This is a genomic window from Gordonia bronchialis DSM 43247 (genome assembly GCF_000024785.1).
In the GTDB taxonomy this organism is placed as follows: Bacteria; Actinomycetota; Actinomycetes; order Mycobacteriales; family Mycobacteriaceae; genus Gordonia; species Gordonia bronchialis.
In genome coordinates this window covers 2,839,759-2,865,704 of sequence record NC_013441.1, presented here as the reverse complement: position 1 = coordinate 2,865,704, position 25,946 = coordinate 2,839,759, and the positions used below count along the sequence as shown (strand labels likewise).

Here is a 25,946-nt window from a genome sequence, read left to right as displayed (position 1 = left end):
CCCGGCCCCCTCGCTGGGGCTAGCTGAGGATGTCTACAACGAGATGGGCTGTTGCGATGAGGATCTGGATGATCCCGAGGATGACCATCGCTTCCATTTTCACCCCCTTCCGAAGGTCTGAGTGGCTGAACCACGTGGGCCCTGGGTGCGGATATAGCTCCGCCTGGACCTGTGACCACAATCAGACCCTCAGAGTTGGAGGGAAGCCCTCATAGAAAGAGGGATGTGAAACTTAGCACGTCACATGCCGGAGATCAATAGGTTTCCCAGGAGAATTTGGTGCGAGCGATGTGCGCTTGCCTGCGAGGGCCCTGGTGCCCCCGGTCAGACTCGAACTGACACTGGACGGGTTTTGAATCCGTTGCCTCACCGCGCGCCGTATGTCGGATCAGGAGCGGCGTTGTGCGGTCCACTGCCAGTCCGGGAACTCGGCCTCGATGCGGCGGATCCGCTCGGTGGCGAGCTGACCTCTACGGTAGTCGGCGCGGCGGTTGGCGACCCACTGTCCGATCGCGAATCCTTCGATCACCGCCCGATTTCGGGCGTTGCTGGTGCCGTGCGCGGCGACATACCGATGCAGGTGCGCGATCCCGACCTCGAATGCGGCGGCCGCCGCCGTGGCCTGAGGCGACCACTGCCAGTCAGGAAACTCGCGCTCAAACACCTCGATCCGCTCCGCCGACAGTCGGCCTTTGCGGTAGTCGGCGCGACGATTCGTCACCCACTGTCCGAGGGCGAATCCGTCGAACACCTCATGCTGACTCACGGTGCTCGTCCCATGTGCGGCGACGTAGCGGCGCAGATGCGCCAGGCCGACGTCGAACTGCGCGTCGCGCACACTCCACTGCCAGTCCGGGAACTCGGTCGCGAGCCGTTCGATCCGCTCGGCCGACAGTCGGCCCTTGCGGTAGTCGGTGCGTCTGCTGGCCACCCACACGTCGATCGGGAACCCGTCGATCCTTGCGCCGCGCGGGGGAGAGCTCGAACCCTGTGCGGCGACGTAGCGATGCAGATGCGCGAGCCCGACCTCGAACCGTCGGTCATCAGGACCACCCATTACAGGCCACCGATCGTGCCCTGAGTCGAGCTGGTTCGGATGGTCCACTGCCAGTCCGGGAACTCGGTCTCGATACGGCGGATCCGCTCGGCCGACAACCGGCCTTTGCGGTAGTCGGCGCGGCGGCTCTGGATCCAGGTGCCGATCGGGAATCCGTCGATCACATCACGCCGGGGGGCGTTGGGGGTGCCGTGCGCGGCGACATACCGATGCAGGTGCCCGATCCCGGTCTCGAACGCGGCTGCGAATACTGCGGTCTGAGGGGTCCATTGCCAGTCAGGGAATTCGCGCTCAAACACCTCGATCCGCTCCGCAGACAGTCGGCCTGTGCGGAAGTCGGCGCGACGATCCCTCGTCCACTGCCCCAACGGGAATCCGTCGACCACCTCGTCGTAACCCACGCGGCTCGTCCCATGGGTGGCGACGTAGCGGCGCAGATGCGCCAGGCCGACGTCGAACATCGCCTCCCGTACGTTCCACCGCCAGTCCGGGAACTCGGTCTCGATACGGCGGATCCGCCAACGACCATCCGAACAAACTGTTGAGCAACAAACCGACCAGCAACACCGCCGACAGGTAGGTGCACAGCAGCGTCTGCTTCGAGTCGGCGACAGCGCTCACCGAGCCGAGCTCGCGACCTGCGCGGCGTTCCGCCCACGACAGCAACGGCATGATCGCCAAACTAACCGCGGCCAACACGATGCCGATCGAGGAATGCTCGGCCTCGCTACCCACTCCCAGCAGCGTGCGGATCGAGTCGACGCTCACGTACGCGGCCAACGCGAAGAACGAGAACGCGATGACCCGCAGCGCGACTCTCTCCCGCCGTTCGGGATTGTGGCCGTAGGTAGTGATTGTTCCGTCGGCATGCCGGATACGGACCCACAATCCGAAGCCTTGGGCAGGACCAGAGTTGATCACTTCGCCGTCGGTGACCGCGAAAATCGGTGCCCCCAGGTCGTTGCCGATATCCAGACCCTGGTGCCCTCGGCCGTCACCGAAAGTAGAGGTGATTCGACCATTCGTCGGAGCGACCACCGCCCCGGGTGACGGCGCCGAGAACGGGGATCGACCGGTCGGTGCGGGATGCGGGGCCGCGGGATCGTGGGGGCGCATCTCCAATGCCAGAAGCGCCAGCAACCGCCCGATCGGTAGTGCGTCGACAACCAGTTCGGCAGCTGCTCGTCCCGCACTGAGTACGGCGGCAAAGCATCCCACTGCAGTGATGGGATCATCGGTCGGCACCGACGGCTCGACTGGCCGCGCTCGATCACTCAGACATGTGCTCACAGTTCGAATCTCGTCGGCCAGGGCTCCCATCGCCAGCCCGCCCAACGATGCCGAGATCGTCTCAGCGACCAGCTGAGCGAACTGCTGGGCCACGTGGGTGTCATCCGCATCGGCTCGCGCTCGAGCGTCGACCGAGAAGCTCAGCAGAACCGCAGCAACAATCCCCGCGACCCCCAGCCTCAGGCAAGGCTTCTTCTCGTCGCGGCGACGGGTGATGGACGACATAGGCATGCCGGGAGACCTTCCAGAGATGGGCGCGGCGGACAGGAGCGCAGCACCCCACGCTAGGTGCGCATGGGGCCACAGCGGTAGCCCTCCGCTCGAACCATAGGCCTCACAGGTCACAGCAGTAACACGGGCAGATTGAGTGCCTATCGCAATAGCCTTCCCAACTACTAGTGCATGTAGTTGCGATCAGATGGCACCTGCTGCGGCCTAGACGCAATGAAAGGCAGGACATAAGTGGAGTTGAGAGGCATATCTGGACTGTTCGAGTATCACGTTGTGAACAACGATGCTGTGATCGTCGGACGAGTCGGCCCTCACAAAAACTATGACAACGTTGACAAGTCCCTCGTTGATCTACCACGCTGCGTAGTAGAACGATGTCAAGGAGCGCTTATATTGCAGCAGGGGATAAGGTTGTCCGCGGCACGGGCGGCAATCCTGGCGTTGATCTGTGTGGTGCCGTGGGTGGCATCGGGCTGCGCCGGCGATGACGCGGTCGCTCAGGGCGGAACCTTTCAATTTGTCTCGCCTGGCGGGCTGACGGTTATCACCTATGACCCGCCCACGAGCCGTCAGAGTATCGCTCAGGTCTCTGGGCCTGATGTGGTGACAGACCAGACCATCGGACTCGACGACTTCGCTGGCAAGGTCGTCGTCATTAACGTCTGGGGTTCGTGGTGTGGCCCCTGCAGGGGAGAAGCCGACGACCTCGAGTACGTCTACGAACAGACTAAGGCCTCGGGAGTCGAGTTCCTCGGTATCAATCTGCGCGACAACCGGCAGGCCGCGCGAGACTTCATTGTCGACCGCAAGGTCGCTTTTCCATCGATCTACGACTTTGCAGGTGTCACGCTGGCCGCGCTGACCACTCCGACATCAGTGGTGCCGACCACCATTGTGCTCGACCGCGAACACCGTCCGGCCGCAGTGTTCCTCAAGGCCATCACTGCCGACGAACTCGGGACAACAGTCAAGCGAGTCGTCGCTGAGCCCACAGCGCAACAACAATGACGCCACAGGCCGTCGAACTACAGGCCGCAGTTGGCGAGACGTTTGCAGACGTCGTCGTCGGCGGTCCGCTATTGCTGGCACTGCTCGCGTGCGTGATCGCCGGACTGGTGTCGTTCGCCTCGCCGTGCGTCGTCCCGCTCGTTCCGGGGTACTTGTCTTATCTGGCTGGCGTGGTCGGCGCCGAGGCCCCCGCGGTGTCGGTGGGGGAGCCGACCAAGCGGGGTCGCTCGCGTGTGGCGGCCGCGGCGATCCTGTTCGTCGTCGGTTTCACTGTGGTCTTCGTCGCAGCGACTGCGACCGTGCTGGGGGTCACAACCACTTTCGTGGTGAATCGTGAGATCTTACAGCGCATCGGCGGCGTGGTGACCATCATCATGGGGCTGGTGTTCATCGGGCTGGTGCCGGCACTACAACAGGAACGACGGTTCGCGCCCCGCCGGATCTCCAATATCGCCGGCGCCCCGATGCTGGGTGCGGTCTTCGCACTCGGGTGGACACCATGCCTTGGGCCCACGCTAGCGGCGGTCATCGCTACCGCCAGCGGCACCGAGGGCGCTACCGCAGCCAAAGGTGTCGCGCTGATCGTGGCGTACTGCGCAGGCCTCGGCATTCCCTTTGTCGTCCTTGCATTTTCCTCGGCGTGGGCGTTGCGCAGCCTCGGCTGGTTGCGCACCAACGCCCGCACAATTCAGATCGTTGGCGGCGCCATGATGATCGCGGTGGGCATCGCCTTGGTCACAGGACTGTGGGACCAATTCATCGTGTGGGTCCGCGACGCGTTCATCACCGATACCCAACTACCCATCTGAGCCCTGCGGTGGCGGCGACGGTTCGCCGTCCCAGCGTTCCCCGCTGTAGACCGACGGTCCCCGAACACCGAGACAGCGCCGACACCACCCGCGATCGCGGGGCCATCCCACCACACCGCCCAGACGATTCCACAGTTACATACCAACCCAGCCTGACATATAGTCACATGCGCATATATTGATACATTCGGGCGCGCGTAGCCCGTCCGAATGCGGATCGAACGGAGAGCGCGAAAAATGGGAGCCGGACACAACCACGGACCGACCGACCCTGCATCCAGCGACTCGTCGCTGCGAGTCCGGCTGGCGATAGCGTTTGCTCTTACAGGGATCATCGTGGTTGCCCAACTGGTCGGGTCGGTGATTACGGGAAGTCTTGCCCTTCTGACTGATACAGCACACGCCGCGACAGATGCGATTGGTTTGGCGGTTGCGCTCGTCGCAGCAACGGTGATGCACAGACCGGTCAGTAAAACTCGCACATGGGGCCTGCGGCGCATTGAGGTCATCGCCGCCCTGGGTCAGGCCTCGCTGCTGCTCGCGGTCGGCCTCTACGCTGCTGTCGAGGGCGTGCGGAGACTGTTCGCTCCGCCTGAGGTGCCCTCGACTGTCGATGGCCATGAGAAAGTCCCCACTGGTGGCCAGGTCGAGGTCCCCGTTGGTGGCCAGATAAAAGTCCCCACCCTGTGTTCGTCGTGTCGACCCGGAACTGAGGGCCCAGGCGATGACGGTGAAGGTGCCAACCGATCACCATCACCGCCTGGGAGTTCCATTGAAGTCTGCGAAGGACCGTATGGACATCATTTCTGCTTACCGAGAACTCGGAAGCTATCGCGCCGCCGCCGAGGTGTGCGGCACCACCCACAAGACCGTCAAACGTGTGGTCGACCGGTTCGAGGCCGACGATCAGCCACCCGATCGCAAGGAACGGGCCCGCAACTACGATGTGGTCGCCGAGTTGGTCGCTGAGCGAGTCGAGCGGTCACACGGCCGGATCACCGCCAAACGTCTGCTGCCGGTGGCACGTGCAGCGGGCTTTGAGGGCTCGGCCCGTAACTTCCGTCGTCTCGTCGCCCAGGAGAAGACACAGTGGCGCCGTGATCATCATCGTGGGCGTCGTCCGGCAGTGTGGGCTCCCGGTGACTATCTGGTCATCGATTGGGCTGTGATCGGCGGGCTACACATGTTCTGCGCGGTGCTGGCGTTCTCGCGGTGGCGTTTCGTTCGGTTCGCCACCAACGAAACATCCACCACCACACTCGGATTCATCGCCGAAGCGTTGGAGGAGATCGGTGGAGTACCCAGCAAGGTACTTGCTGATCGGATGGGCTGCCTCAAAGGTGGAGTCGTCGCCAACGTCGTCGTACCGACGCCCACGTATGTGCGGTTTGCCACCCACTATGGGTTCGCCCCGGATTTCTGCCACGGCGCTGATCCGGAGTCGAAAGGGATCGTGGAAAACCTGTGTGGGTACGCGCAGTCGGATCTGGCGCAGCCGTTGTGGACCGAAGCAAAGATCGCCGCTGGTCGTGACGACGTGCAGCTGGATGTGCACGCAGCGAACCGGGCCGCGCGGGACTGGTGTGTCGAGGTCAACACCCGCCGCCACAGCGACACGCTGTGCGTGCCTGCTGAGCAACTCGATGTGGAACGAGAAGTGTTGTCGGCGTTGCCGTCTCTGCGTGCTCAGGTCGGTCCGCCACCGGTCACTCGTAAGGTCGATCGTCTTTCCTGTATTCGGTATGCCTCGGCCCGCTACTCGGTACCCAACCGGCTTATCGGCACCAGCGTCACCCTCATCCAGGACGGCGGAAGGCTCCTGATTGCCGAACCCGCCTCGGGTGAGGTGGTTGCCGAGCATGTGTTGGCCGCACCTGGTGAGGTCGTCCTCAACGATGACCACTACGGGGGGCCACGCACACCGCCCAGTCGTGCACCACGACCCAAAACTGCGGTAGAGAAACAGTTCTGCGCTCTCGGTGAGGTCGCTGAGCAGTTCCTGGTCGGTGCTGCGGCGATCGGTAATACCCGCCTGGGCGGTGAACTCGATGACATCCTCGGACTAGTCGCCTCCCACGGCCGCGAGCAGGTGCTCACCGCCCTGACCCGGGCGGTGGCGTTCCGGCGGTTTGAATCGCCCCGGGTTTGCTGGAGGCTCGGTTAGTTGGTTCCGGCCTCTGCTGGGACCGGGTTCTCACGGTAGCTGGTGACCGTGTGGGCCGCCCAGTAGGCGGCCTCGTACTCGACCGGCGGGACGTGTCCGATCTCGCCGTGCAGACGGCGGTGGTTGAACTTATGTGGGTGATCGGCGTCAAGAGCCGGTCATGAGGCGTCGGTGTCGAGTCGTTCGAGGAGTCCGTCGAAGACCTTGGCTCGGCCAACTTGGCCCTTGTGTGCGGCGTCGTCGCGTTGGGCTTGGAGGGTGGGACGGAACTCGATGGTGGTGACGAAGAAGCTGCAGGATTCGCAGATCGATTCGAAGTGGCAGTCCATGTCGACGGGCCGGGCACAGTATCCGTTGCCGAGCATGCGGCGGTGCATTTCGGCGCGGAGCTTGCGCATCTCGGAGCCTTCGTCGGTGTCGGGAAGGTGTGGCGGCTGGTCGTAGAGTGCTTCGACCTTTTCGGTGACGGAGAAGTACTGCTCGGCCACTGTCCTGTCGGCGATGCGGGCGTAGACCATGGTCATGGCGAGCGTTTTGTGGCCGAGCAGAGCGGCGATGGCGTCGAGCGACATGCCCCGGTTGATGGCCTGGGTCGCGAGGGTGTGGCGCAGTTGGTGAGCGGTGACATGTCCGATCCCGGCGGCTTCGGCGTGCCGGTCGAGCGCGGCCGTCACTCGGTGGCTGGTGATCGGGCGGTGGTTCTCAACGAGCAGCCGGCTGGTGCGGATGCCGGTGGGACGGTGGTTGTCGATCCAGTCGTCGAGGAGTTCTTTGAGTTGGGGGTGTAGTGGTATGTAGCGGTCATTGTGCATCTTGCCCAATGGGATTCGTAGCCAGAAGGCTGTGCCGATCTGGACCACGGCATCGGTGGTCAGTCCGAGTAGTTCGCTAATGCGGATGCCTGTGCGGGCGAGTAATTCGACGATCAGACGGGACAGGGGGTCGGTATCTGCGCGGGCGGCGCGGAGAAGTTTGGTGGCGGCCCCGTCGTCAAGGAATCTGGGCAGTGGCTTGTCGATGATCGGTAGGTCCCCGATGAAGACCAGCGGACGCACCGGTGCGTTCGGGTAGTCCCAGTCGGTGATCCGGTCGAAGAAGCAATGCAGGTTGATCAGAGCGTTCTTGATGCTGACCCGGTTCAACGGTTTCCCGGTACGTGGGGTGGGTGTGGTGGACAGCCACTTCTTGAACTCCTCGATGTGAACGCGTTGCAGCTCAGCGCAATTCGCGATCTGTGGGTGGGTGTCGGTCAACCACGAACCGAAGCGCCGCAGGTCGTGTTCGATGCCGGTGACCGTATTGGGTCGCAGGCTCAGGGTGACCTGCTCGATGTAGCGGCGAGCGGTGGTCGCGTAACCGTGTGTGATCGTCGCCCAACCGGTCGTCGCGACTGGCTGATGGTTCGACGGGCGCCGCCAGGTGGACAGTTTCTCGGCATGGAACAGGGTCAGCTGGAGCTGGTTGAACATACCCGCGAGGTTGCGGCCGGCCTCGGGCAGTCCCCGCATCCGGTAGCTCGCCAGGAGCGCTTCGCGAGCCGGGAAGAACTCTGTATCACCCACTGCGGCAGGAGGAGTCGCGGTCATCGCGGAGATCTTGGCCAGTAGATTCCACTGGCCGGTGATCCGCGAGCCGCTGATCTCGACTGTCTCGCACGCCTCGAGAAACCAGCGGTAGTCCTGCGGGCAGTGGGAACGTGCGGCGTATCCCAGATGCAGATTCAGCGAGCTGATCAACTCGGCATCGGCACGCAGCTGCCCGGTGACCATCAGCCAGGACGCGAATGAGCGCGCTTTCCCGACGACCTCGAGCCGCTGCGGCGAGGTCAAGCAATGCCAGCCGCCGGCGCGACTCACTCGCCTCTGGCAGGTTTCGGCTGCCTGTGTCGTGGAGCGCCCGGTCTTGAGTCCTGCCGCGCGCATCGCCGCGAGGTAGCTGGCGACGATGTGTGCGTCGTTGCCGGACAAATCGGCGGCCGCGGCCATCATTGCTCCGAAAGGTTCTGGGCATCAATGGCTTCCATTGCTCGTCGGTACTCGCTGGCGAGCCAGTCGTTGGCCAGGTGTAGGTAGATCCGAGTCGACTCGATCGAGCGGTGGCCAGCCTGGGACTGGATGGCTTCCAACGCCATCCCGGCCTCGCGTAGCCGGGTAAAACAGGTGTGCCGCAACTGATGGCACGTCAGCTGCTCGATGCCTGCACGGCGCCGCGCGCCGGCGATGATCTCGTCGAGTCCGGCGGCGCTGAGTGGTTGCCCGCGACGGGGACCCTTGAGCACGACGAACAGGCGATCGGTGGCCGTATCCTGTGGACGCTCCCGATTCAGATAGTCGGTGACCGCGGTGAAGAAGCGTGTCGAGATCGGCACGATTCGCTGATGCCCGCCCTTTCCTTCGGCGATAAACACCCGTCTTTCACCAGGATTGAGATCGTTCAACCCGAGTCCGAGGACTTCGCAGCGTCGCAGACCGCCGAGCAGCATCGCGGCCACCATGGCCCGGTCACGGTCCGTGCGCAATGACGCGACGAATGCGTCGGCTTGCGCGGGATCGAGCACCCGTGGCAACGTCCGCGGCGCCCGGATCAACGGAACTCCCCGCACTGCCCGGCCCGGACTCCGAGTCGCTAGTCCTCGCGGCACGGGATTCGCCGTCACGACACCACGGATTCGCAGATACTCGTAGAGCCCGGCGATGCTGGACAACCGGCGCTTGATGGTGCGCGCCGACAATCCCTGCTCGCCGTCCTCGATGCGTACGACCGTCGCACCCCGACGCGGCTGACGCTGCTGCTTGAGGAAGTCGAGCACGTCATCGACGCTGACCTTCTCGGGTTCTCGGTCGACGACCTCGAAGAACACCTTCAGGTCGTAGGCGGTCGCCAGGACTGTGTTCGGTCGCGCCCGCGTGGCAACCAATTCGAGATAGTCGTCAACCAACTCGTGCCCGAGTGACACCATTCGGCCGCCGGTACTTGCGCCGCGCACCAGACAGGGATCGAACACCACGCACCTCCCGAGTCGAGGGTCCGCCTGCCCTGTAGCTATCACCAGCAGACACGCCGAGATCACCTGCATATCGTGACCAGTCGATGTACTCGGCGACCGCGATCTCGACGTCGCCGACACCGCCCCACCCGCTCTTCGGGCGCATGATCGGGTTACGGATACATTCCGCCTTGAACAACGAGTTGAACGCCTCGGCCATCGCGTTGTCATACGAATCACCCTTGGAGCCAACAGAAGTCACCGCGTCAGCCTCGGCGAGACGCTCGGTGTAACGAATCGCTCGATACTGCACTCCGCGGTCCGAGTGGTGAATCAGCCCGGCCACATCCTGACCGGCACGCGAACGCGCCCACAAGCCCATGTCCAAGGCATCCAACGCGAGGTCGGTGTGCATCGTGGTCGAGACCTGCCAGCCGACGACCACGCGCGAGTACACGTCGAGAATGAACGCCGCGTACACCCACCCGGAGTGGGTGCGGATGTAGGTCAGGTCCGCCACCCACAAGGTGTTCGGCGCCTCGGCGGTGAACTGCCGGCCGACTCGGTCGGCCGGTTGCGGGGTTTCGGCGCCATCGCTGCGGGTGGTCCTGCGTGTCTTCAACCTCGGTATCCCTTGCAGTCCATCGGCTTTCATCAATCGTTCGACAGTGCAGCGCGCCACGTCGATACCCTTCCTGCGTAGTTCGGCGTGGACCTTGCGGGCACCGTAGACGCCGAGATTGTCGGCGTGCACGGTGCGGATCTCGCCGAGCATCTCCCGGTCACGCACCGTGCGTGGCGCCTCGGTCTTGTTCGCACTCAGGTGGGCTCGTACCGTGGACGGAGCGATCTGGGCGGCCGTGTCGCGTAGGGCCGCGCAGATCGGATCGACTCCGTGTTCGTCGCGAGAAGCGGCGACGAACTCCACGATCAACGCTGTGGGCGGTCGATCTCCGCGGCAAAAAAAGCCGACGCCTGCTTCAAGATCGTGTTCGCCCGCCGCAGCTCGCGGTTCTCCCGCTCGAGCTGCGCGATCCGCTCGGAATCGCTGCTCGTGGTCCCCGGCCGCTGCCCGCCATCGATTTCGGCTTGCTTGACCCAGGTGCGTAGCGCCTCCGGGTGCACACCGAGTTGATCGCCGATCCGTTTGAACGCTCCCGGCCGTGTGGCCGGGTCCTTGCGGGCTTCCACCGCCATCCGCGTCGCTCGCTCCTTCAGCTCAATGCTGTACTTCCGAGGTGCTGCCATGCTCTCCATCCTTCACAGGTTCGAGAGCCTCCGACGAACCCGGGGCGGTTCAGTTCAAGGCCGCCGATGTGCGCTCGATCCTCGATGCCGGAGCCGGCACCCCCAACCCGCGACCGGCCGGCACAGCATTGCTGGGCCACCTGCCTACCGCGCCCACCCGCTCGCTGGATGCCTACAAGCTCGGCGCCGGCGACAAAGAGGTGTCATGACCAACACAACATCGAAACCAGTTACAACCCAAACAGTTCCGCCACTACCGGCCGACCTCGACCACGCGCTACGCCGATTGAAACTGGCCTCGATCCGCCGCAGCGCCCCCGAGGTGCTGCTCACCGCGAAAACCCAGCGGTGGACACCCGAAGAAGTGCTGCGGACCCTGGTGGAAACCGAGATCGCCGCCCGTGATGCCTCCAACATCCGCAACCGACTCAAAGCTGCCGGGTTCCCGGTCACCAAAACCCTGGAATCGTTCGACGTGGCCGCATCTTCCATCCCGGCCAACACCTTCGAATACCTGTCCTCACTGGAATGGATACGAGCACAACACAACCTAGCCCTGATCGGCCCAGCCGGAACGGGTAAGAGTCACACCCTGATCGGGCTGGGGATCGCCGCAGTGCACGCCGGGCACAAAGTGCGGTACTTCACCGCCGCCGACCTCGTGGAGACCCTGTATCGCGGGCTGGCCGACAACACCGTCGGCAAAACCATCGACACCCTGCTGCGCCAAGATCTGCTCATTCTCGACGAGATCGGATTCGCCCCGCTCGACGACACCGGCACCCAACTGCTCTTTCGGCTCGTCGCCGGCGCCTACGAACGCCGCTCACTGGCGATAGCCAGTCACTGGCCCTTCGAGCAATGGGGACGATTCCTGCCCGAACACACCACCGCCGCCAGCATCCTCGACCGGCTACTGCACCACGCCACCATCGTCATCACTGACGGCGACTCCTACCGCATGACACACCGAACGGAGGTACCACCCACCTAGAACATCCCGCACAGGGTGGGGACTTTTACCTGGCCACCAGCGGGGACATCAAACTGGCCGTTGACACTCGACCGAGCTGCTGCTCTTCGGAGTGATCGGGCTCGTGGCAAACATCGTCGCCATGCTCGTGCTCGCCTCGGGACGAGGCGCCAACTTCAACATGCGAGCGGCGTTTCTGGAGGTCCTCAACGACGCACTGGGATCACTGGGGGTGATCGTCGCCGCGATCGTCATCGCTACCACCGGTTTCCAACGAGCCGACGCGCTGGCCGGGCTGTTCATCGCGCTACTCATCGCACCCCGCGCCCTCAAACTCATGGCAGAAACGACCCGAGTGCTGATGGAATTCACGCCCAAAGAGATCGATCTGGACGACGTCAGGGCCCACATTCTCGAGATGGATCGTGTGCAGGACGTGCACGACCTCCACGCATCGACAGTGGCCACCGGTCTACCGATCATCAGCGCTCACGTCGTGGTCGATGACGACTGCTTCCAGGACGGCCACGCCCCCACCATCTTAAATGACATCCGGACGTGCGTGGCGACCCACTTCGCCATTTCGTTCGAGCACTCCACCTTCCAGCTCGAGACCAGCGCCCAGCGCCACCAGGAAGAAGCGTTGGCCACCCATCATCCATGAGGGCGTCGCATCGGCGTCACCCCACGGGCACCTTCGGCCTGCGCACGAGAGCAAGAATGTTGCGCGGGAGACGCGGTGCCTCACCCCTGGCGCCGGACCACGGTCACACCAACGTCGACCAGTACCACCAGAAGCGTTCGACGATCAGGGAGAGCACTGCCATCACCCACACCAGCGGTACTACGGTGTGCACCGTGAAGGCGACCTCAAGGGCTCGCCGTGCTCTCCCCGGCGGGCAAAAATAGTCGGCATTGCGCAGGCTCACATACCAAAAGGCAACCACGACAACCACCCACACGGCCATGCAGTACGGGCAGAGAGCATTGATTCGGTACAGACTCTGAAAAATCAGCCAATGAACGAACACCAACGCACTCGTCAGTCCGATCTGCAGTCCGATCATGACCCAGGGCGCCGGCCGACGCCCCATCAGGACGGCGACAGCGAGTAGAGCTGTAAACCCCACGATTCCGAGCAGTGAGTTGGGAAACCCGAAGACGACTGCCTGGGGGGTGTCCATCACCGATCCACAATTGACGATCGGGTTGATACTGCAGGTCGGCGTGTATTCCGGATTGGTTCCCAGTTCGAACTTTTCGACCGTCAGTGTGAACGCAGCGGCAAGCCCGACACCTCCGCAGACCGCAAGAATCCACGCGAGCAGCCGCGGGAAAACTGGAAGCGCATCCGGCGCCGAGACTGAGGGCATTAAGGCTTGCCGCTGCGGGGTAGTCACTGCCGTATCGCGGATTCGAGCGCAGAGCTCAGATTGTCATAACCTTCGGGCGTAATGCGTTCGTCGTTGATGAAAAACGTCGGGGTGCCGGTGACACCCAGCGCTTTGCCGTCAGCGACATCGCGGTCTATGAGCTCCCGGGTCGCCTGCGAGTCGTAGGCCGCGGCGAATCGCTCCATGTTCAGGCCCAGCTCCTGGGCATAGGAGAAGAACAGATCGTCCAGCGGTACCCTCTGCTCACCCCAGCTGCGTTGCGTGACGAACATCTTGCGGTACATCGGTTCGAACTGGCCTTGTTCGGCTGCCGCAGCCACGGCCCGGGCTGCGCGGTCAGCGTTGAAGTGCCCGGGAAGGGGGAAGTAGCGAACCACGAAAGTGACCTGATCCCCGTATGTTTGGCGTAGCTGCTCCACCGCCGGGTACGCCGCCCCACACCCCTCGCATTCGAAGTCCAGGAATTCGACGAACGTTGCCTTGGACTCGGACGGAGCCGATAGCCGCGGAGAATCGGGCCGTGCCGTCATACTCGCGTGGTCGCCGGACTGTTCGCCCTCGCCGGCCCGGGAGACCACAAACACCACCGTCAACGCCAGACAGAACACGAACACTGCCGCGAGCGACATCTTGACGTTGCGGCTCATCGAAACACCCCTCCGAGCCGAACCACGACCGCTTGAGCTGGCACGATCTTCACTCCTGCCTAAACATATTACTATGTTGGCTAGTAGTTTACAGGCGAGCGGTCCCGCCCGGGCGGCGGCGCGCGCCGATCTCGCGGTCGACAAGAATCGGTGAGGGCCACAGGCCTGACCCCAGGGCGGAGCCGGTGCGTCGTGTCGTGTCAAGACCAGAGCTCAGTCGCTGGCCAGTGATGTGAGTGACTTAGTCGAGCAAGCCAGAGCCTCTAGGTGTCTGCGTTGCCTTTCTTCCACTGCGACCACGGAATGTTCCAATCGCCGAGTCCATCGACTCCCGATAGCGTTTCGGCGTTAGTGTTCTTGACTGTGACGGGGTCTCCGCGCAGGGTGTTCTTCACGAGCCATTCCGCGTCTGCCGGACTTAGATTTGGGCAGCCGTTGCTGACATTACTGTTGCCCTGCGCCGCCATTGACCACGGCGCCCCGTGCATATAGATGCCGCTGTAGGACATTTGGACCGCCCACTCGACGGGTGTTCGGTATCCCGCTGAGGATTCGACAGGCACTCCGTAGGTGGAGGAGTCCATGACGATGTGCTCGACACGATCACCGATCATGTAGATGCCGCGTGGAGTGGGTGTGCTGTCTTTGCCGAACGACGTCGGCATGCTTCGGATAACCTTGCCACCCCTCTTGACGACGATGGTCTTGGTTGAGTCGTCGGCTTCGATTTCTTGAGCTCGGCCGATTGCGAAGTCGTACAAAAGATTTCTGTTGCCGTAGAGCCCGTCGCCGAGGTCGACTCCGTAAATGTTCACGGCAACACTGACCTTGGTGCCTGGCGTCCAGAAGCGTTCGGGCCTCCATCGGACTTCGGAGTCGCTGATCCAGTAGAACGCGCCTTGCATCTGAGGATCAGAGGTCACGGTGATCGCATCCTGGGCCTTCTTTCGGTCAGGGATGGGAGCCGCGAATCGAACACCGATCGTGTGGGCAATGCCGACGGTCTTCTCGCCGAGGATTACCGCGCTGGTCAGCGATTTCGGCGAGGCTGTGGAGAAACCTTGCGAGACGTTCAATCGACCACCCACACCCACGGCCTCGGCTCGAACGGAGTATCGCTTCGAGTACCCCAGCGGCTGGGTGCTTGTCCACGTGCTGCCGTCCTCGCTCAGTGAGCCCGCCAAGGCACGGCCACTGGCTGTGGGGATATCGACCTTTGTCAATGCGCCGCGACTGGCTGTCACAATGATAGGGAGCCCAGGTTCAACGACCGCGTTGGGTGCGAGTCGGCCACCGCCGGCGGTGCCCACAGCGATGGAGGGTCGTGTGATGTTTGCGAAGCTGTCGACGGCCTGGATCTGGTCACTGTAGGTTGAGCCACCGCTGGCCGAGCTGCATGAGGTCAGTACCACCACAACGGCCGTCAGCGCTGCAAGTACCAGTAGTTGGGGAAGTTTGACCCACGCCGGACGGTGGCGCCGAAGAATTCTCAGACGCCGCGGCGACTCCATATCGCCAGTCGATCGGCGGTTACGAAGCGTCTCGCCCAACTGGGTCCCCAAAGCGCCAGAGCGGCCCATCAGTCACAAAGCCCTTCATCCGCTGGGACAACAACGGCACCACAGAGCATAGGCGCCGTTACAGATCTCACTAACCATGATAGTAGTTAGCTTACGGTCACGACCCTTCGCTCTCTGATTCGGCATCGAGCTGCATCACCGTTTGCTATCCGCCAGTCTGAACTACTACTCTTCGTAGTAGCGGCCCAGGCCAGAAAGAGCAGGTGAGACCCAGGTGGCGGTGCTGGTACGGAAGTCCTGGCGGCCGACCACGCTCGTAGTGTCGGGTGTCGATCGGCACCCAGTCGACGATTTCGTCGGCGCCCGCGTATGCCTTTCTCCCGCAATCGATAACTATCTGACCGCGACGTTACCGGCGCCACGATGACGGGCACCGAAACGCCGACGCCGCGCCGACGTCGTATGCTTGGCCGCCTACCCAAACTGTGGCGATCGCTGACGTCGATGAAAACAGCACTCATCCTGCTGTTCCTGTTAGCCGCAGCCGCAATCCCGGGCGCCCTGCTGCCACAACGACCACTCAACGAGCAGAAGACTACCCAGTACATCGCCGACCGGGGCTCCCTCGGCATGTGGATGGACAGACTGCAGCTATTCGACGTCTTCGCCAGCTCGTGGTTCACCGCGATCTACGTCCTCCTGTTCGTTTCGCTCGTGGGTTGCCTCACTCCCCGAATCCTCGAGCATCTGCGGGCTGTGCGCGCTCGTCCAGTCCCCGCGCCGCGCAACCTCACCCGCTTGCCGCGGCACATCGAGGACACAGTAGAGGGAGATCCTGACGAGGTTGCTGCCCTCATTGACGCCAACCTGCGGGGCTGGCGTCGAGTCACCACCACGCGGCCAGCGACCGGGACCCGACCCACCACAGCCGTTGAGATCTCCGCAGAGAAGGGCTATCTCCGTGAGTGGGGAAACCTGGTGTTCCACTTCGCTCTGCTCGCCCTGTTGATAGCGATCGCGGCCGACAAACTCTACGGCTACGAGGGCACCCGCAGTCTCGTCGCCGATGGCACGCAGGGGCTATGCAACACCTCGACCGCAGTCTATGACTCATTTCGTGCAGGCAGCCTGGTCGACGGTACCGACCTCTCACCATTCTGCGTTCGCGTCGAGGGCTTCGATGCCCGGTTCCTGCCGAGCGGTCAGCCCGACATGTACGAAGCTGACGTTACCTACACCGGCGACGTGCGGCAGCGTGACCCCGCTACCTGGAACACCGCGCGTATCCGCGTGAACGAGCCCCTGCGAGTCGCCGGCGACCGCGTCTATGTCCTCGGCAACGGCTTCGCGCCTACGTTCACTGTGACATTCTCGAACGGTGAGAAGCGCACTCAGACAGTGCTTTTCATTCCCGACGACTTGCAGACGATGCTGTCCTCAGGCGCGGCCCGTTTTGATACCCCAGCGGGCCTCTACCCCAACGCAGACGAACGTCGCAACCAACAGATCGCGATCGAGGGCCTGTTCGCTCCGACCGCAGCATTCCAGGGAACGCTTCTCACCTCATCGTCTCCCGTGCCGAATGATCCATATGTGGCTATCAGGATCTACCAGGGCGACACCGGACTGGATACCGGTCGCCCGCAAAACGCGTACTCCCTCAACCAAGCGCTCATCGAGCAGGGCCGACTCCAGCAGCGAGCACAAGTCAATCTCAGGCCAGGAGAGACCCACACCATCGCCGACGGCACCGTGGTGCGCTTTGACGGCTACGAACGATTTGTGTCCATGCAGGTTTCGCGTGGGCCGGCACAGAATTGGGTCCTGCTGTCGGCGACTGTGATGCTTGCTGGGCTACTTGTGTCTCTGCTTATCCGGCGCCGCCGAATCTGGGTGCGGTTGGTGCCCGTGAAAGTCGATGGCCAACGAGTCACTGCTGTGACAATCGCGGGTCTGGCCCGCACCGATCAGGCTGGGTGGGGCGAAGACTTCAACGAGCAGGCGCGGCGATGGATGACCGAGCCTGTGCCGACAGACCGCCGACCCCGGCGCATACGTCGCCGATGAGACCTACATACGCACAGATTCATCGGTGGATCAATCCCGCTCCAGGTCAAGAGCTCGACGGGAGGACGGTGTCACGTCTCATATTCAGCCGATCGCATTCAACCCGCACACGGAAAGCCTACCGACCATGAGTAGAGACACTTCTCGCGGCGCCGCCCCCTCACCTAGCTCTTCGGCCAAGTCTCTTATCGCAATCGCTTTGCTGTACAACACTGTGCGGTTAGCACTCGCTGCGGTGCTATGTGGATCAATCCTGTTATTCTCCTTCATATTTGACTTGAGCTTCCCGATTTTCGGAGCTGTCGTACTTGCCGTGATTCTCAGTAGTCCAGTCTCGATGATCGTCCTCAAACCTCTGCGAACTCGTATCAATCAGCAGGCCGACGCAATAGATGCCCGCCATGCGACCAAGAGTGGACTCGCGGGGTAGCTGCCGGATAGTTGAACCCACGATCCAGACACGTGCTCACACAAGCATCGGGTAAGACCACCGATCAGCTACAACGAGCTGCCGCTGCCCGCCGGCGGTGACCACCCCAGTTAGCACATCGTTGTTGTGAATCGATCGGGAGCACCTTCCCAGAATACTTTCGTCGTGGCACCGCAGAACAGCTCCGAGGGCGCGGCGTGGGCTCGGCTCACGCCCATGGCGCCTGCCCGAGAGTTGCCAACAGCTTTGCGTCGGCAATGCCGGTTCATCCGACGACGTAGACTCCCCGGGTTCTCAGCCACTGCGCCGGGTCGAGTTTGGGTCCGTCTTGTTGCCAAACTTCGTAGTGCAGGTGTGGACCGGTGGAGTAGCCGCGGTTTTCTACTGTTGCGATCTGCTCGCCGGCCTGGACTCGTTGTCCGACGCTCACCAGCGTCTCGTTGATGTGCCCGTAGACGCCGATCGTGCCGTCGTCTTGTAGCACACGTACCCATAAACCGAACCCATCGGCCGGACCGGATTCGATGACCTGCCCGTCGCTGGTCGAGACGACCGGCGTGCCAATCGTGTTAGCGATGTCGAGGCCATAGTGCGTAGTGCTCCAACGCGCTCCGAAGCTCGAGGTGACGGTGCCGTAGGTCGGTGCCGCCGACCGCGGGCGTTGTGGCGCCAGGGGCTCGGACGGCCGCGCGCGATCTGGCTGTACTAGCTCCCGCACGGCCGCGGACAGCTCATCGCGTGACGATGCCCTTGCCAGAGTGGTGCCTTGTTCTTCGTCCACCGATCCGGGGGCTACAGGTCGTGGCGCTGCTGCGGATCGGTCGTCGGCGGACACGCCAGCCATGAGCGCTGGGGTGTTCGTTGGATTGTGACGATCGGCGAGCGCGGTGGCCGCGGCCCCGCCGGCTACACAGAGAACCACCGCGGCCACGAGCGATCCACTCAGCCCGGCAACGGCCGTCGACCTGGCTGATGCGCCCGAGACCTTCTCGTCGTCGAGCACGTCGAGAAAAGCAGATCGAACTTGCTGACTGCCTTGGCAATCGAGACCGGACGCCCGCTCCCATGGAGCAGTAGGCGCTGCGGCCCTGGGTTCCTGCCGAGATCGACCGTGCGCGGTGTGCGCGGTGGCCCGAAACCCCTATGATCGAACCGGGCTGCGCGCGGCCATACATCATGCGAGCGAGACGTGTATGGACGGCCATCGCGAGGTAGATATGAAGATGAAGACGTCCCGGGCGCACCCCCCGACCGAGCGTGCGACGCGCGCGGGGGAACAGAGGTAGCGGGCCGGATGGACCTGACCACAGCTTCGGGGGAGGGAGGCATCCGATGTCGCCCCGCCGCACGCGCGACACCCGAAGGCTGCGGCCCCGTGGCTCCGAGGGTGAAGGGCGCCGAGGCACCGCGAGGGGACGTGTGCATACCAATGGGGAGCGGGCTGGGGTCAGCTTTGCGATGCCGTGCCAAGGAAGGTCCTTCAGTCCAAGAGTCGTCCCGGATGGAACAGATCGATATCAAACGAGCCACGAACAGGTTACTACTACGTGGGTTAGTTTCTCTCCGCGCGGGCGCGCCGAACCGGCGCCCCTCACGGTTCCATCAGCGTTTTAAGTTGACCAGTGGGTCAGGGCTATGCGCTGGGGCGGAAACAGTTCGCAACGATGACAGCGCCCGACTAAAGCGTTTGCACGAGCGACCCCGCTAGGCGCGGTAGAAGCCCCACGTTGCCGGAGGCCTTGAACTACGTCGATGGTAGTAGTGCCACAGTGGTAGTAGTGCCACAACGGTGCAGCGCCCCTGAGCACAACCATGGACCAACCGAAGGACGGCTGTCTACCGGTTACGGCCTCGAATAGCACTTCATTCTTTGGAGCCGATCGCCGCTGTCCTCCGTGATCTGGGCCGTGCAGACCGGGACGACGGTCAGAGGCCGAATGCGCCGCCGCTGACGAGGATGACGATTCCGAGAACGATCAGCACGAGCGGGAACAGGATGTGTTCCCACCGTTCCAAGATCTCGGCGATGGCCTTGCGGGTGGTGAGGAACTTCGCGGTGAACACCAGCACGGCGACCAAGAGCAGGAACACGACCGAGTAGGCGACGATCGCCGCTGTACCCACGGTCGCGAAGACCGGGACGTAGACGCCGATGTTGTCGCCGCCGTTGGCGAAGGTCACCGCCGCCACCGTCCAGACCGCGACCTTCTTGCCCTCGAACCGTTCATCGTCGTCGCCGTTGTTGCGCCATGCTCTCCAGGCGGCGAGCAGACCGAGCAGCAGAGGAATGAGCCCGAAGTAGGCGATGGCTTCTTCGGGCAGCAGCGCCGTGACTCCCAGCGCTACGAGGACCGACGCGGCGAGGATCGCTCCGAAACCGAGATATTGTCCGGTCGCGATGGCGGCCGTTGTTCCGCGGGTTCCCGCGCCGCGGGCGAAGAACAGCGAAAGCACGATGATGTCGTCGATGTTGGTCACCAGGAAGAGTCCGATGGCCTGCAGGATCGAGGTAACCATTCCGGCGGATGCCCTTTCTCTGGGAGTGCACTGCTGCTCGGCTGACACGCAGTTGTGTCGCGTGCCGTAGCCGCTGTCATGGGAGTGGCTATTTCAGTTTCGATCACGCGCCGGTGATGTCGGCGCGGGCGCAGGAGTGTGGTTGGGGAGTTTGGCGGCGATGGCCGCGGCCAGTAGTGCGCTGATGGCGGCGCTGGCAAGGAACACTGCGGACATGGCGTGGCTGTAGGCGTGGGCGCTGGACGCGGCCAGATCGGCGCCCGCTGGGCCGGGAATCTGGGTCGCGGCAAGTTGCGCTCCGGCGATGTTGTCACGCGCCGCGCTGACCACTGGTTCGGGCAGGCCGCTCAGGTGGGGGTCGAGGTCGCGGGTGTAAACGACGGTGAGCAGGGTGCCCAGGATCGCGACGCTGAACGCGGCACCGACCTGTCGAATGGCCATCAGCAACCCAGCTCCTGCGGCGCTGCGATGCTCGGGCAGGCTCGCCATGACCGCGTCGACAGCCGGCGCCAACGCCAGCCCGGCTCCCAGGCCCACGGTCGCCAGGCACACCGCGACGAAGCCGTAGCCGGAGTCGACGGTGATGCGGGATGCGAGCACGAATCCGGCCGCGGCCCGCGATCAGCCACACACCGGCCGCCAGAGCCGCGAGCACGACGGGATCGGTCCACCCGTACGCGGGAGCCTGGATGATGCCGAATACTAGCGCCGCCGTACCGGGCACGGCGGTGAGGATCCCGAGCCAGTCCAACGCCGGTGCATGCGGGTCGACCGATTCGGGCAACAGCACCACACAGGCAACCAGGGCGGCGACACCGACCGGGACGTTGATCAGAAACACCGAGCCCCACCAGAAATGAATCGCCCCGGGTTTGCTGGAGGCTCGGTTAGTTGGTTCCGGCCTCTGCTGGGACCGGGTTCTCACGGTAGCTGGTGACCGTGTGGGCCGCCCAGTAGGCGGCCTCGTACTCGACCGGCGGGACGTGTCCGATCTCGCCGTGCAGACGGCGGTGGTTGAACCACTCGATGTACTCGGCGACCGCGATCTCGACGTCGCCGACACCGCCCCACCCGCTCTTCGGGCGCATGATCGGGTTGCGGATACATTCCGCCTTGAATAACGAGTTGAACGCCTCGGCCATCGCGTTGTCATACGAATCACCCTTGGAGCCAACCGAAGTCACCGCTTCAGCTTCGGCGAGACGCTCGGTGTAACGAATCGCTCGATACTGCACTCCGCGGTCCGAGTGGTGAATCAGTCCGGCCACATCCTGGCCGGCACGATCACGCGCCCACAATCCCATGTCTAAGGCGTCCAATGCGAGGTCGGTGTGCATCGTGGTCGAGACCTGCCAGCCGACGACCACGCGCGAGTACACGTCGAGGATGAACGCCGCGTACACCCACCCGGAGTGGGTGCGGATGTAGGTCAGGTCCGCCACCCACAAGGTGTTCGGCGCCTCGGCGGTGAACTGCCGGCCGACTCGGTCGGCCGGTTGCGGGGTTTCGGCGCCATCGCTGCGGGTGGTCCTGCGTGTCTTCAACCTCGGTATCCCTTGCAGTCCATCGGCTTTCATCAATCGTTCGACAGTGCAGCGCGCCACGTCGATATCCTTTCTGCGTAGTTCGGCGTGGACCTTGCGGGCACCGTAGACGCCGAGATTGTCGGCGTGCACGGTGCGGATCTCGCCGAGCATCTCCCGGTCACGCACCGTGCGTGGCGCCTCGGTCTTGTTCGCACTCAGGTGGGCTCGTACCGTGGACGGAGCGATCTGGGCGGCCGTGTCGCGTAGGGCCGCGCAGATCGGATCGACTCCGTGTTCGTCGCGAGAAGCGGCGACGAACTCCACGATCAACGCTGTGGGCGGTCGATCTCCGCGGCAAAAAAAGCCGACGCCTGCTTCAAGATCGTGTTCGCCCGCCGCAGCTCGCGGTTCTCCCGCTCGAGCTGCGCGATCCGCTCGGAATCGCTGCTCGTGGTACCCGGCCGCTGCCCGCCATCGATTTCGGCTTGCTTGACCCAGGTGCGTAGCGCCTCCGGGTGCACACCGAGTTGATCGCCGATCCGTTTGAACGCTCCCGGCCGTGTGGCCGGGTCCTTGCGGGCTTCCACCGCCATCCGCGTCGCTCGCTCCTTCAGCTCAATGCTGTACTTCCGAGGTGCTGCCATGCTCTCCATCCTTCACAGGTTCGAGAGCCTCCGACGAACCCGGGGCGGTTCAAAATGCTGCAGCAGCCAGCCACCGACGATCGGCCCCAGCGGCAACCCGACACCCAGTGCACCGACCCACACCGCGATCGCGCGGCGACGCTGGTCGGGGCCGAACAGGGTCGGCAGGATCCCCAGCGACAGCGGCACGATGATCGCGGCCCCGATGCCCATGACCGCGCGGGCGGCGATCAGCGAGCCGGTGGACCCGCTGAAAGCGGCCCAGGCCGAGGCGGCGACGAAGGCGACCAAACCTATCAGCAGCAGCCGTTTGCGACCGTAGCGGTCACCGAAGCCGCCGGCGGGCAGCATGAGCGCGGCGAAGACCAGGGTGTAGGCGTTGACGATCCACTGCAACTGGGTGGTGCTCGCGCCGAGGTCTTGGGCCAGGGTGGGCAGGGCGACGTTGAGAACCATCAGGTCCAGCCCGACGGTGAGCAGGGCGACGACCAGCGCCGCCAGCCCTGCCCACCGACGTGACGGGCCCGGCTCAGCCCCGGTCGTCGGCGTGGTGTTCGGGTGAGAATGGTTCTCGCTCATCGGAGTTTCCGATCAGAGTGGCGATGATGAGGGCGGTCGCGCCGAGCACGATGAAGGTGTCGGCGAGGTTGAAGGTGGGCCACCAGCCGGTGTGCAGGTAGTCGGTGACCACACCGTCGGGGGCCCGGTCGATGACGTTGGCGGCGGCACCGCCCAGGATCGCGGCGAGCGCGACGCGGGTGAGCAGGTTCGCGCGCGGCGCGACCACCCATCCGCCGACCGCGACCGCGGTGGTGATCACCGTGGTGAGCGTGAGCATCACCCAGCTCGGTGCGTCGGCGGCGATCGAGAACGCCGCTCCCGGGTTGAACGCCAACTTAAGGTCCACCGGACCCGCCTCGATCGGGGCCCCGGCCAGCGTGGTCTGCGCCCACGCTTTGAGCGTGAGGTCGATACCGGCCAGCGCGGCCGCGGCAGCGACCCACCGCAGTCGCCGCCCCCACCGCGACACGGTGGGAGCAGACGACGCGGTGGCGGTCACGCGGGCGCTCCGGCCAGTACCGGTGCGGGCTTTGCCGCCGAATCGGTCAGCGAGGCCAGGGGTTTGGTGCGTCCGGCGCGGACACCGTTGGCGATGACGACGATCTCGGCGAGTTCGTGCACCAGCACCACCGCCGCCAACCCGAGAATCCCGAACAGCGCGAGCGGGATCAAGATCGTGATCAACCCCAACGACAAACCGACGTTTTGCAACATGATCCGGCGAGCCCGACGAGCGTGCTCGAGAGCCCGCGGCAGGTGCCGCAGGTCCTCACCCATCAACGCCACATCCGCGGTTTCGATAGCGACATCGGTGCCCATCGCGCCCATCGCCACACCGAGGTCGGCGGTTGCCAGTGCGGGGGCGTCGTTGACGCCGTCGCCGACCATCGCGGTGAACCGGTCGCTGCGCAGTTCGCCCACGATGTGGGCCTTGTCCTCCGGGCGCAGATCCGCGTGCACGTCCTCGATCCCCGCCTCAGCGGCCAGAGCGGCGGCGGTGCGGGCGTTGTCACCGGTGAGCATCGAGACCCGGATTCCCAGCGCGTGCAATCGGTCGATGACCTCGTGTGCCTCGGGCCGCAGTTCGTCGCGCACAGCGATCGCACCGATCACCTGGCCGTCGAGCTCGATCAGCACCGCGGTCGCCCCCGCGTGCTGCATCCGTTCCACATCGGCGGCCAGAACACCCGGTTCGATCCAGCCCGGACGGCCCAGCCGCGCCCGGCGTCCGTCGACGCGGCCGGTCAACCCGGCACCGGTGACCGCCTCGACGTCGGTGGCGGGAGTGACGGTGTCGACGGCGGCGAGGATGGCGCGGGCGAGGGGATGTTCACTGCGCGATTCCAGCGCGGCCGCGACCGCCAGCACCCGGTCCCCGTGCACACCGCCGGTGGCGGCGATCTCGACGACGGCAGGCTTGTTCGCCGTCAGCGTGCCGGTCTTGTCCAGCGCGACCTCGCGCACCCGGCCCATCGCCTCGAGTGCGGCACCGCCCTTGACCAGCACACCCAGCTTGCTCGCCGCACCGATCGCGGCGACCACGGTCACCGGCACCGAGATCGCCAGCGCGCACGGTGAGGCGGCGACCAGCACCACCAGCGCACGTTCGATCCAGGTGACCGGATCCCCGAAGAGCGCGCCAATCACCGCGATGGCTGTGGCGGCGATCATGATGCCGGGCACCAGCGGTTTGGCGATCTTGTCGGCCAAGCGTTGAGCGTCGCCCTTGCGGGCCTGCTCGGCCTCCACGATCCGCACGATCCGTGCCAGGGAGTTGTCCTCGGCGGTCGTGGTGACCTCGACGGTCAGCACACCGGTGCCGTTGATCGCCCCGGCGAACACCTCCGCGCCCGGCCCGGCTTCTACCGGTACCGATTCGCCGGTGATCGCCGAAACATCCAGCGCGCTACGCCCGTCGACGATCACCCCGTCGGTCGCGACCCGCTCACCGGGGCGCACCAGCATCCGATCCCCGACGCGCAGCTCGGCAGGGGCGATGACGGTTTCGGTGCCGTCGCGTAGCACGGTGGCCCGGTCCGGTACCAGGTTCAACAGGGCGCGCAGCCCGCGGCGGGTGCGCGCGACCGCGTACTCCTCGAGGCCCTCGCTGATGGAGAACAGGAACGCCAGCATGGCGGCTTCGCCGACCTCGCCGAGGATCACCGCGCCGATCGCGGCGATCGTCATCAGCGTGCCGACACCGATCTTGCCCTTGGCCAGCCGTTTGAGCGTGGAGGGGACGAAGGTGTATGCACCGACGAGCAGTGCGGCGATCTCCAACCCCAACTCGACGGCGCGTGGGCCGCCGGTCCAGCCGACGATCAGTGCCGCGACCAGCAGCACTCCGGCGACCGCGGCGGCGCGCAGTTCACTGACTTCCCAGAGCTTTTCGGGTTCGCGTTCCTCGGCCTCGCCGTCACCGGCGGGTTCGTCGTGGCCGCAGCCGCATGCGTCGCTCATGCTCGTACCTCCGCGCTCTCCGTCTCGGTGGTGGAGTCGGTGCCGTAGTTCGGGCACAACGCCACCGCATTGCCTGTCGCCGCGAGCAAGGTCTCTGCCGAGGCGAGTAGGTCCATCAACTCCGGGCGGGCCAGGCTGTAGAACACCTGCCGCCCTTGCGGGCGGCCCACGACCAGCCCGCAGTCGCGCAGGCACGCTACGTGCGCCGATACCGTTGACTGAGCCAGTCCGAGCCCGGCCATCAGGTCCAAGACCCGCGCTTCCCCGCACGCCAGCCGGTGCACGATCGCCAACCGTGTCGCATCGGAGAGGCTGTGGAACAGGGCCACCGCCGGATCCAACCCCTGCGTCTCGACGAGGCAACCCCCGCCATCATTAATCGCCATAAAGCGATGATAGCGGCGAAAGCTATTG

The 25,946-nt window shown here is 64.3% G+C and carries 20 protein-coding genes, 1 tRNA gene, 6 pseudogenes and 2 other annotated features; of the genes and pseudogenes, 9 read left to right on the top strand and 18 right to left on the bottom strand.

What is annotated here, in order from left to right; genetic code table 11:
- Nucleotides 1-312: 312 nt before the first annotated feature.
- The 4 genes and pseudogenes from GBRO_RS26000 to GBRO_RS26615 all read right to left on the bottom strand — a co-directional run.
- Nucleotides 313-434 (bottom strand) — tRNA-Leu (locus GBRO_RS26000).
- Entirely contained in the window at nt 389-1,057 is a 669-nt protein-coding gene (locus tag GBRO_RS13285) for a helicase associated domain-containing protein (protein WP_005179528.1), read from the bottom strand. The genes GBRO_RS26000 and GBRO_RS13285 overlap by 46 nt, the downstream gene beginning before the upstream one ends.
- Nucleotides 1,057-1,518 (bottom strand): helicase associated domain-containing protein, encoded by a 462-nt coding sequence (locus GBRO_RS13280; RefSeq protein WP_012834431.1) that lies wholly within the window; start codon nt 1,516-1,518, stop codon nt 1,057-1,059. Before GBRO_RS13280 ends, GBRO_RS13285 begins: the two co-directional genes overlap by 1 nt.
- 49 nt (nt 1,519-1,567) lie before the next feature.
- Nucleotides 1,568-2,002: pseudogene (locus tag GBRO_RS26615) on the bottom strand (cation transporter); the annotation flags it as partial.
- A gap of 969 nt (nt 2,003-2,971) precedes the next feature.
- On the opposite strand from GBRO_RS26615, the gene GBRO_RS13270 reads away from it, so the two are divergent.
- The 4 genes and pseudogenes from GBRO_RS13270 to istA all read left to right on the top strand — a co-directional run.
- The gene (locus GBRO_RS13270; protein ID WP_012834430.1) at nt 2,972-3,586 is read left to right on the top strand and encodes a TlpA family protein disulfide reductase; all 615 of its coding nucleotides are present in this window, start codon (nt 2,972-2,974) and stop codon (nt 3,584-3,586) included.
- A complete protein-coding gene (locus GBRO_RS13265) occupies nt 3,583-4,395 on the top strand; it encodes a cytochrome c biogenesis CcdA family protein (RefSeq protein ID WP_012834429.1) in 813 nt (270 codons plus the stop codon). The genes GBRO_RS13270 and GBRO_RS13265 overlap by 4 nt, the downstream gene beginning before the upstream one ends.
- 210 nt (nt 4,396-4,605) lie before the next feature.
- A pseudogene (locus tag GBRO_RS25325) lies at nt 4,606-4,983 on the top strand (cation transporter); the annotation flags it as partial.
- 184 nt (nt 4,984-5,167) lie between these two features.
- Nucleotides 5,168-6,541: pseudogene (istA, locus tag GBRO_RS13260) on the top strand (IS21 family transposase); the annotation flags it as partial.
- A gap of 176 nt (nt 6,542-6,717) precedes the next feature.
- Here istA and GBRO_RS13255 read toward each other — a convergent pair.
- The 3 genes and pseudogenes from GBRO_RS13255 to GBRO_RS27745 form a co-directional block, all read right to left on the bottom strand.
- Nucleotides 6,718-8,547 carry a tyrosine-type recombinase/integrase gene (locus GBRO_RS13255; RefSeq protein WP_115311697.1) on the bottom strand — a complete coding sequence of 610 codons (1,830 nt, stop codon included), beginning with the start codon at nt 8,545-8,547 and terminating at the stop codon, nt 6,718-6,720.
- Nucleotides 8,544-9,563, bottom strand: a complete 1,020-nt coding sequence (locus tag GBRO_RS13250) for a tyrosine-type recombinase/integrase (RefSeq protein WP_227892819.1) — start codon at nt 9,561-9,563, stop codon at nt 8,544-8,546. Before GBRO_RS13250 ends, GBRO_RS13255 begins: the two co-directional genes overlap by 4 nt.
- Nucleotides 9,564-9,642: 79 nt before the next feature.
- Nucleotides 9,643-10,793: pseudogene (locus tag GBRO_RS27745) on the bottom strand (IS3 family transposase); the annotation flags it as partial.
- Nucleotides 10,387-10,515: a sequence feature (AL1L pseudoknot), on the bottom strand. It overlaps the preceding pseudogene by 129 nt.
- Nucleotides 10,794-10,843: 50 nt before the next feature.
- Here GBRO_RS27745 and GBRO_RS25995 point away from each other — a divergent pair.
- From GBRO_RS25995 to GBRO_RS13230, 3 genes and pseudogenes are all read left to right on the top strand, one after another.
- A pseudogene (locus GBRO_RS25995) lies at nt 10,844-11,002 on the top strand (IS21 family transposase); the annotation flags it as partial.
- Nucleotides 10,999-11,787 carry an IS21-like element helper ATPase IstB gene (gene istB, locus GBRO_RS13235; protein WP_012834428.1) on the top strand — a complete coding sequence of 263 codons (789 nt, stop codon included), beginning with the start codon at nt 10,999-11,001 and terminating at the stop codon, nt 11,785-11,787. The pseudogene GBRO_RS25995 and the gene istB, both read left to right, overlap by 4 nt.
- A 76-nt stretch (nt 11,788-11,863) precedes the next feature.
- On the top strand, nt 11,864-12,430 hold the full coding sequence (locus tag GBRO_RS13230; protein WP_321573993.1) for a cation diffusion facilitator family transporter: 567 nt from the start codon (nt 11,864-11,866) through the stop codon (nt 12,428-12,430).
- 103 nt (nt 12,431-12,533) lie between these two features.
- Here GBRO_RS13230 and GBRO_RS13225 read toward each other — a convergent pair whose 3' ends face one another.
- From GBRO_RS13225 to GBRO_RS13215, 3 genes are all read right to left on the bottom strand, one after another.
- Nucleotides 12,534-13,139: a vitamin K epoxide reductase family protein gene (locus GBRO_RS13225; RefSeq protein WP_012834427.1), complete on the bottom strand. Its 606-nt coding sequence runs from the start codon at nt 13,137-13,139 to the stop codon at nt 12,534-12,536.
- A gap of 23 nt (nt 13,140-13,162) precedes the next feature.
- Complete coding sequence (locus GBRO_RS13220; RefSeq protein ID WP_012834426.1) at nt 13,163-13,807, bottom strand: DsbA family protein; 645 nt, start codon at nt 13,805-13,807, stop codon at nt 13,163-13,165.
- A 263-nt stretch (nt 13,808-14,070) separates the two neighbouring features.
- Complete coding sequence (locus GBRO_RS13215; protein ID WP_012834425.1) at nt 14,071-15,318, bottom strand: L,D-transpeptidase; 1,248 nt, start codon at nt 15,316-15,318, stop codon at nt 14,071-14,073.
- Between the two features lie 432 nt (nt 15,319-15,750).
- On the opposite strand from GBRO_RS13215, the gene GBRO_RS13210 reads away from it, so the two are divergent.
- Nucleotides 15,751-17,394: a cytochrome c biogenesis protein ResB gene (locus GBRO_RS13210; protein ID WP_041919891.1), complete on the top strand. Its 1,644-nt coding sequence runs from the start codon at nt 15,751-15,753 to the stop codon at nt 17,392-17,394.
- A gap of 127 nt (nt 17,395-17,521) precedes the next feature.
- Nucleotides 17,522-17,824, top strand: a complete 303-nt coding sequence (locus GBRO_RS27740; protein WP_083775591.1) for a DUF4229 domain-containing protein — start codon at nt 17,522-17,524, stop codon at nt 17,822-17,824.
- 265 nt (nt 17,825-18,089) lie between these two features.
- Here GBRO_RS27740 and GBRO_RS13205 read toward each other — a convergent pair whose 3' ends face one another.
- From GBRO_RS13205 to GBRO_RS13165, 8 genes and pseudogenes are all read right to left on the bottom strand, one after another.
- On the bottom strand, nt 18,090-18,827 hold the full coding sequence (locus GBRO_RS13205) for a M23 family metallopeptidase (protein WP_012834423.1): 738 nt from the start codon (nt 18,825-18,827) through the stop codon (nt 18,090-18,092).
- A gap of 923 nt (nt 18,828-19,750) precedes the next feature.
- Complete coding sequence (locus GBRO_RS13200; protein WP_005179560.1) at nt 19,751-20,341, bottom strand: cadmium resistance transporter; 591 nt, start codon at nt 20,339-20,341, stop codon at nt 19,751-19,753.
- A gap of 93 nt (nt 20,342-20,434) precedes the next feature.
- A complete protein-coding gene (locus tag GBRO_RS13195) occupies nt 20,435-20,941 on the bottom strand; it encodes an MFS transporter (protein WP_223375528.1) in 507 nt (168 codons plus the stop codon).
- A gap of 287 nt (nt 20,942-21,228) precedes the next feature.
- A protein-coding gene (locus tag GBRO_RS13190) for an IS3 family transposase (RefSeq protein WP_370452859.1) occupies nt 21,229-22,511 on the bottom strand; the annotation gives its coding sequence in 2 pieces (ribosomal slippage) (nt 21,229-22,229 and nt 22,229-22,511; 1,284 coding nt in all).
- Nucleotides 22,105-22,233 (bottom strand) — a sequence feature (AL1L pseudoknot). (Overlaps the previous gene by 129 nt.)
- A 51-nt stretch (nt 22,512-22,562) precedes the next feature.
- Nucleotides 22,563-23,090: pseudogene (locus GBRO_RS13180) on the bottom strand (MFS transporter); the annotation flags it as partial.
- Nucleotides 23,041-23,571, bottom strand: coding sequence for a signal peptidase II (lspA, locus tag GBRO_RS13175; RefSeq protein ID WP_012834422.1), 531 nt, complete (start codon nt 23,569-23,571; stop codon nt 23,041-23,043). The gene lspA and the pseudogene GBRO_RS13180, both read right to left, overlap by 50 nt.
- Entirely contained in the window at nt 23,568-25,532 is a 1,965-nt protein-coding gene (locus tag GBRO_RS13170) for a heavy metal translocating P-type ATPase (protein WP_006902503.1), read from the bottom strand. Before GBRO_RS13170 ends, lspA begins: the two co-directional genes overlap by 4 nt.
- Complete coding sequence (locus GBRO_RS13165) at nt 25,529-25,918, bottom strand: ArsR/SmtB family transcription factor (RefSeq protein WP_005179570.1); 390 nt, start codon at nt 25,916-25,918, stop codon at nt 25,529-25,531. The genes GBRO_RS13170 and GBRO_RS13165 overlap by 4 nt, the downstream gene beginning before the upstream one ends.
- Between the last annotated feature and the right edge of the window lie 28 nt (nt 25,919-25,946).

Coding starts and splice junctions, on each gene's coding strand:
- GBRO_RS13210 (WP_041919891.1), top strand. CDS start 15,751: ATGACGGGCACCGAAACGCCGACGCCGCGCCGACGTCGTATGCTTGGC.
- GBRO_RS13165 (WP_005179570.1), bottom strand. CDS start 25,918: ATGGCGATTAATGATGGCGGGGGTTGCCTCGTCGAGACGCAGGGGTTG.
- istB (WP_012834428.1), top strand. CDS start 10,999: ATGACCAACACAACATCGAAACCAGTTACAACCCAAACAGTTCCGCCA.
- GBRO_RS13255 (WP_115311697.1), bottom strand. CDS start 8,547: ATGATGGCCGCGGCCGCCGATTTGTCCGGCAACGACGCACACATCGTC.
- GBRO_RS13220 (WP_012834426.1), bottom strand. CDS start 13,807: ATGAGCCGCAACGTCAAGATGTCGCTCGCGGCAGTGTTCGTGTTCTGT.
- GBRO_RS13285 (WP_005179528.1), bottom strand. CDS start 1,057: ATGGGTGGTCCTGATGACCGACGGTTCGAGGTCGGGCTCGCGCATCTG.
- GBRO_RS13215 (WP_012834425.1), bottom strand. CDS start 15,318: ATGGAGTCGCCGCGGCGTCTGAGAATTCTTCGGCGCCACCGTCCGGCG.
- GBRO_RS27740 (WP_083775591.1), top strand. CDS start 17,522: ATGAGTAGAGACACTTCTCGCGGCGCCGCCCCCTCACCTAGCTCTTCG.
- GBRO_RS13200 (WP_005179560.1), bottom strand. CDS start 20,341: ATGGTTACCTCGATCCTGCAGGCCATCGGACTCTTCCTGGTGACCAAC.
- GBRO_RS13225 (WP_012834427.1), bottom strand. CDS start 13,139: ATGCCCTCAGTCTCGGCGCCGGATGCGCTTCCAGTTTTCCCGCGGCTG.
- GBRO_RS13265 (WP_012834429.1), top strand. CDS start 3,583: ATGACGCCACAGGCCGTCGAACTACAGGCCGCAGTTGGCGAGACGTTT.
- GBRO_RS13280 (WP_012834431.1), bottom strand. CDS start 1,518: ATGTTCGACGTCGGCCTGGCGCATCTGCGCCGCTACGTCGCCACCCAT.
- GBRO_RS13170 (WP_006902503.1), bottom strand. CDS start 25,532: ATGAGCGACGCATGCGGCTGCGGCCACGACGAACCCGCCGGTGACGGC.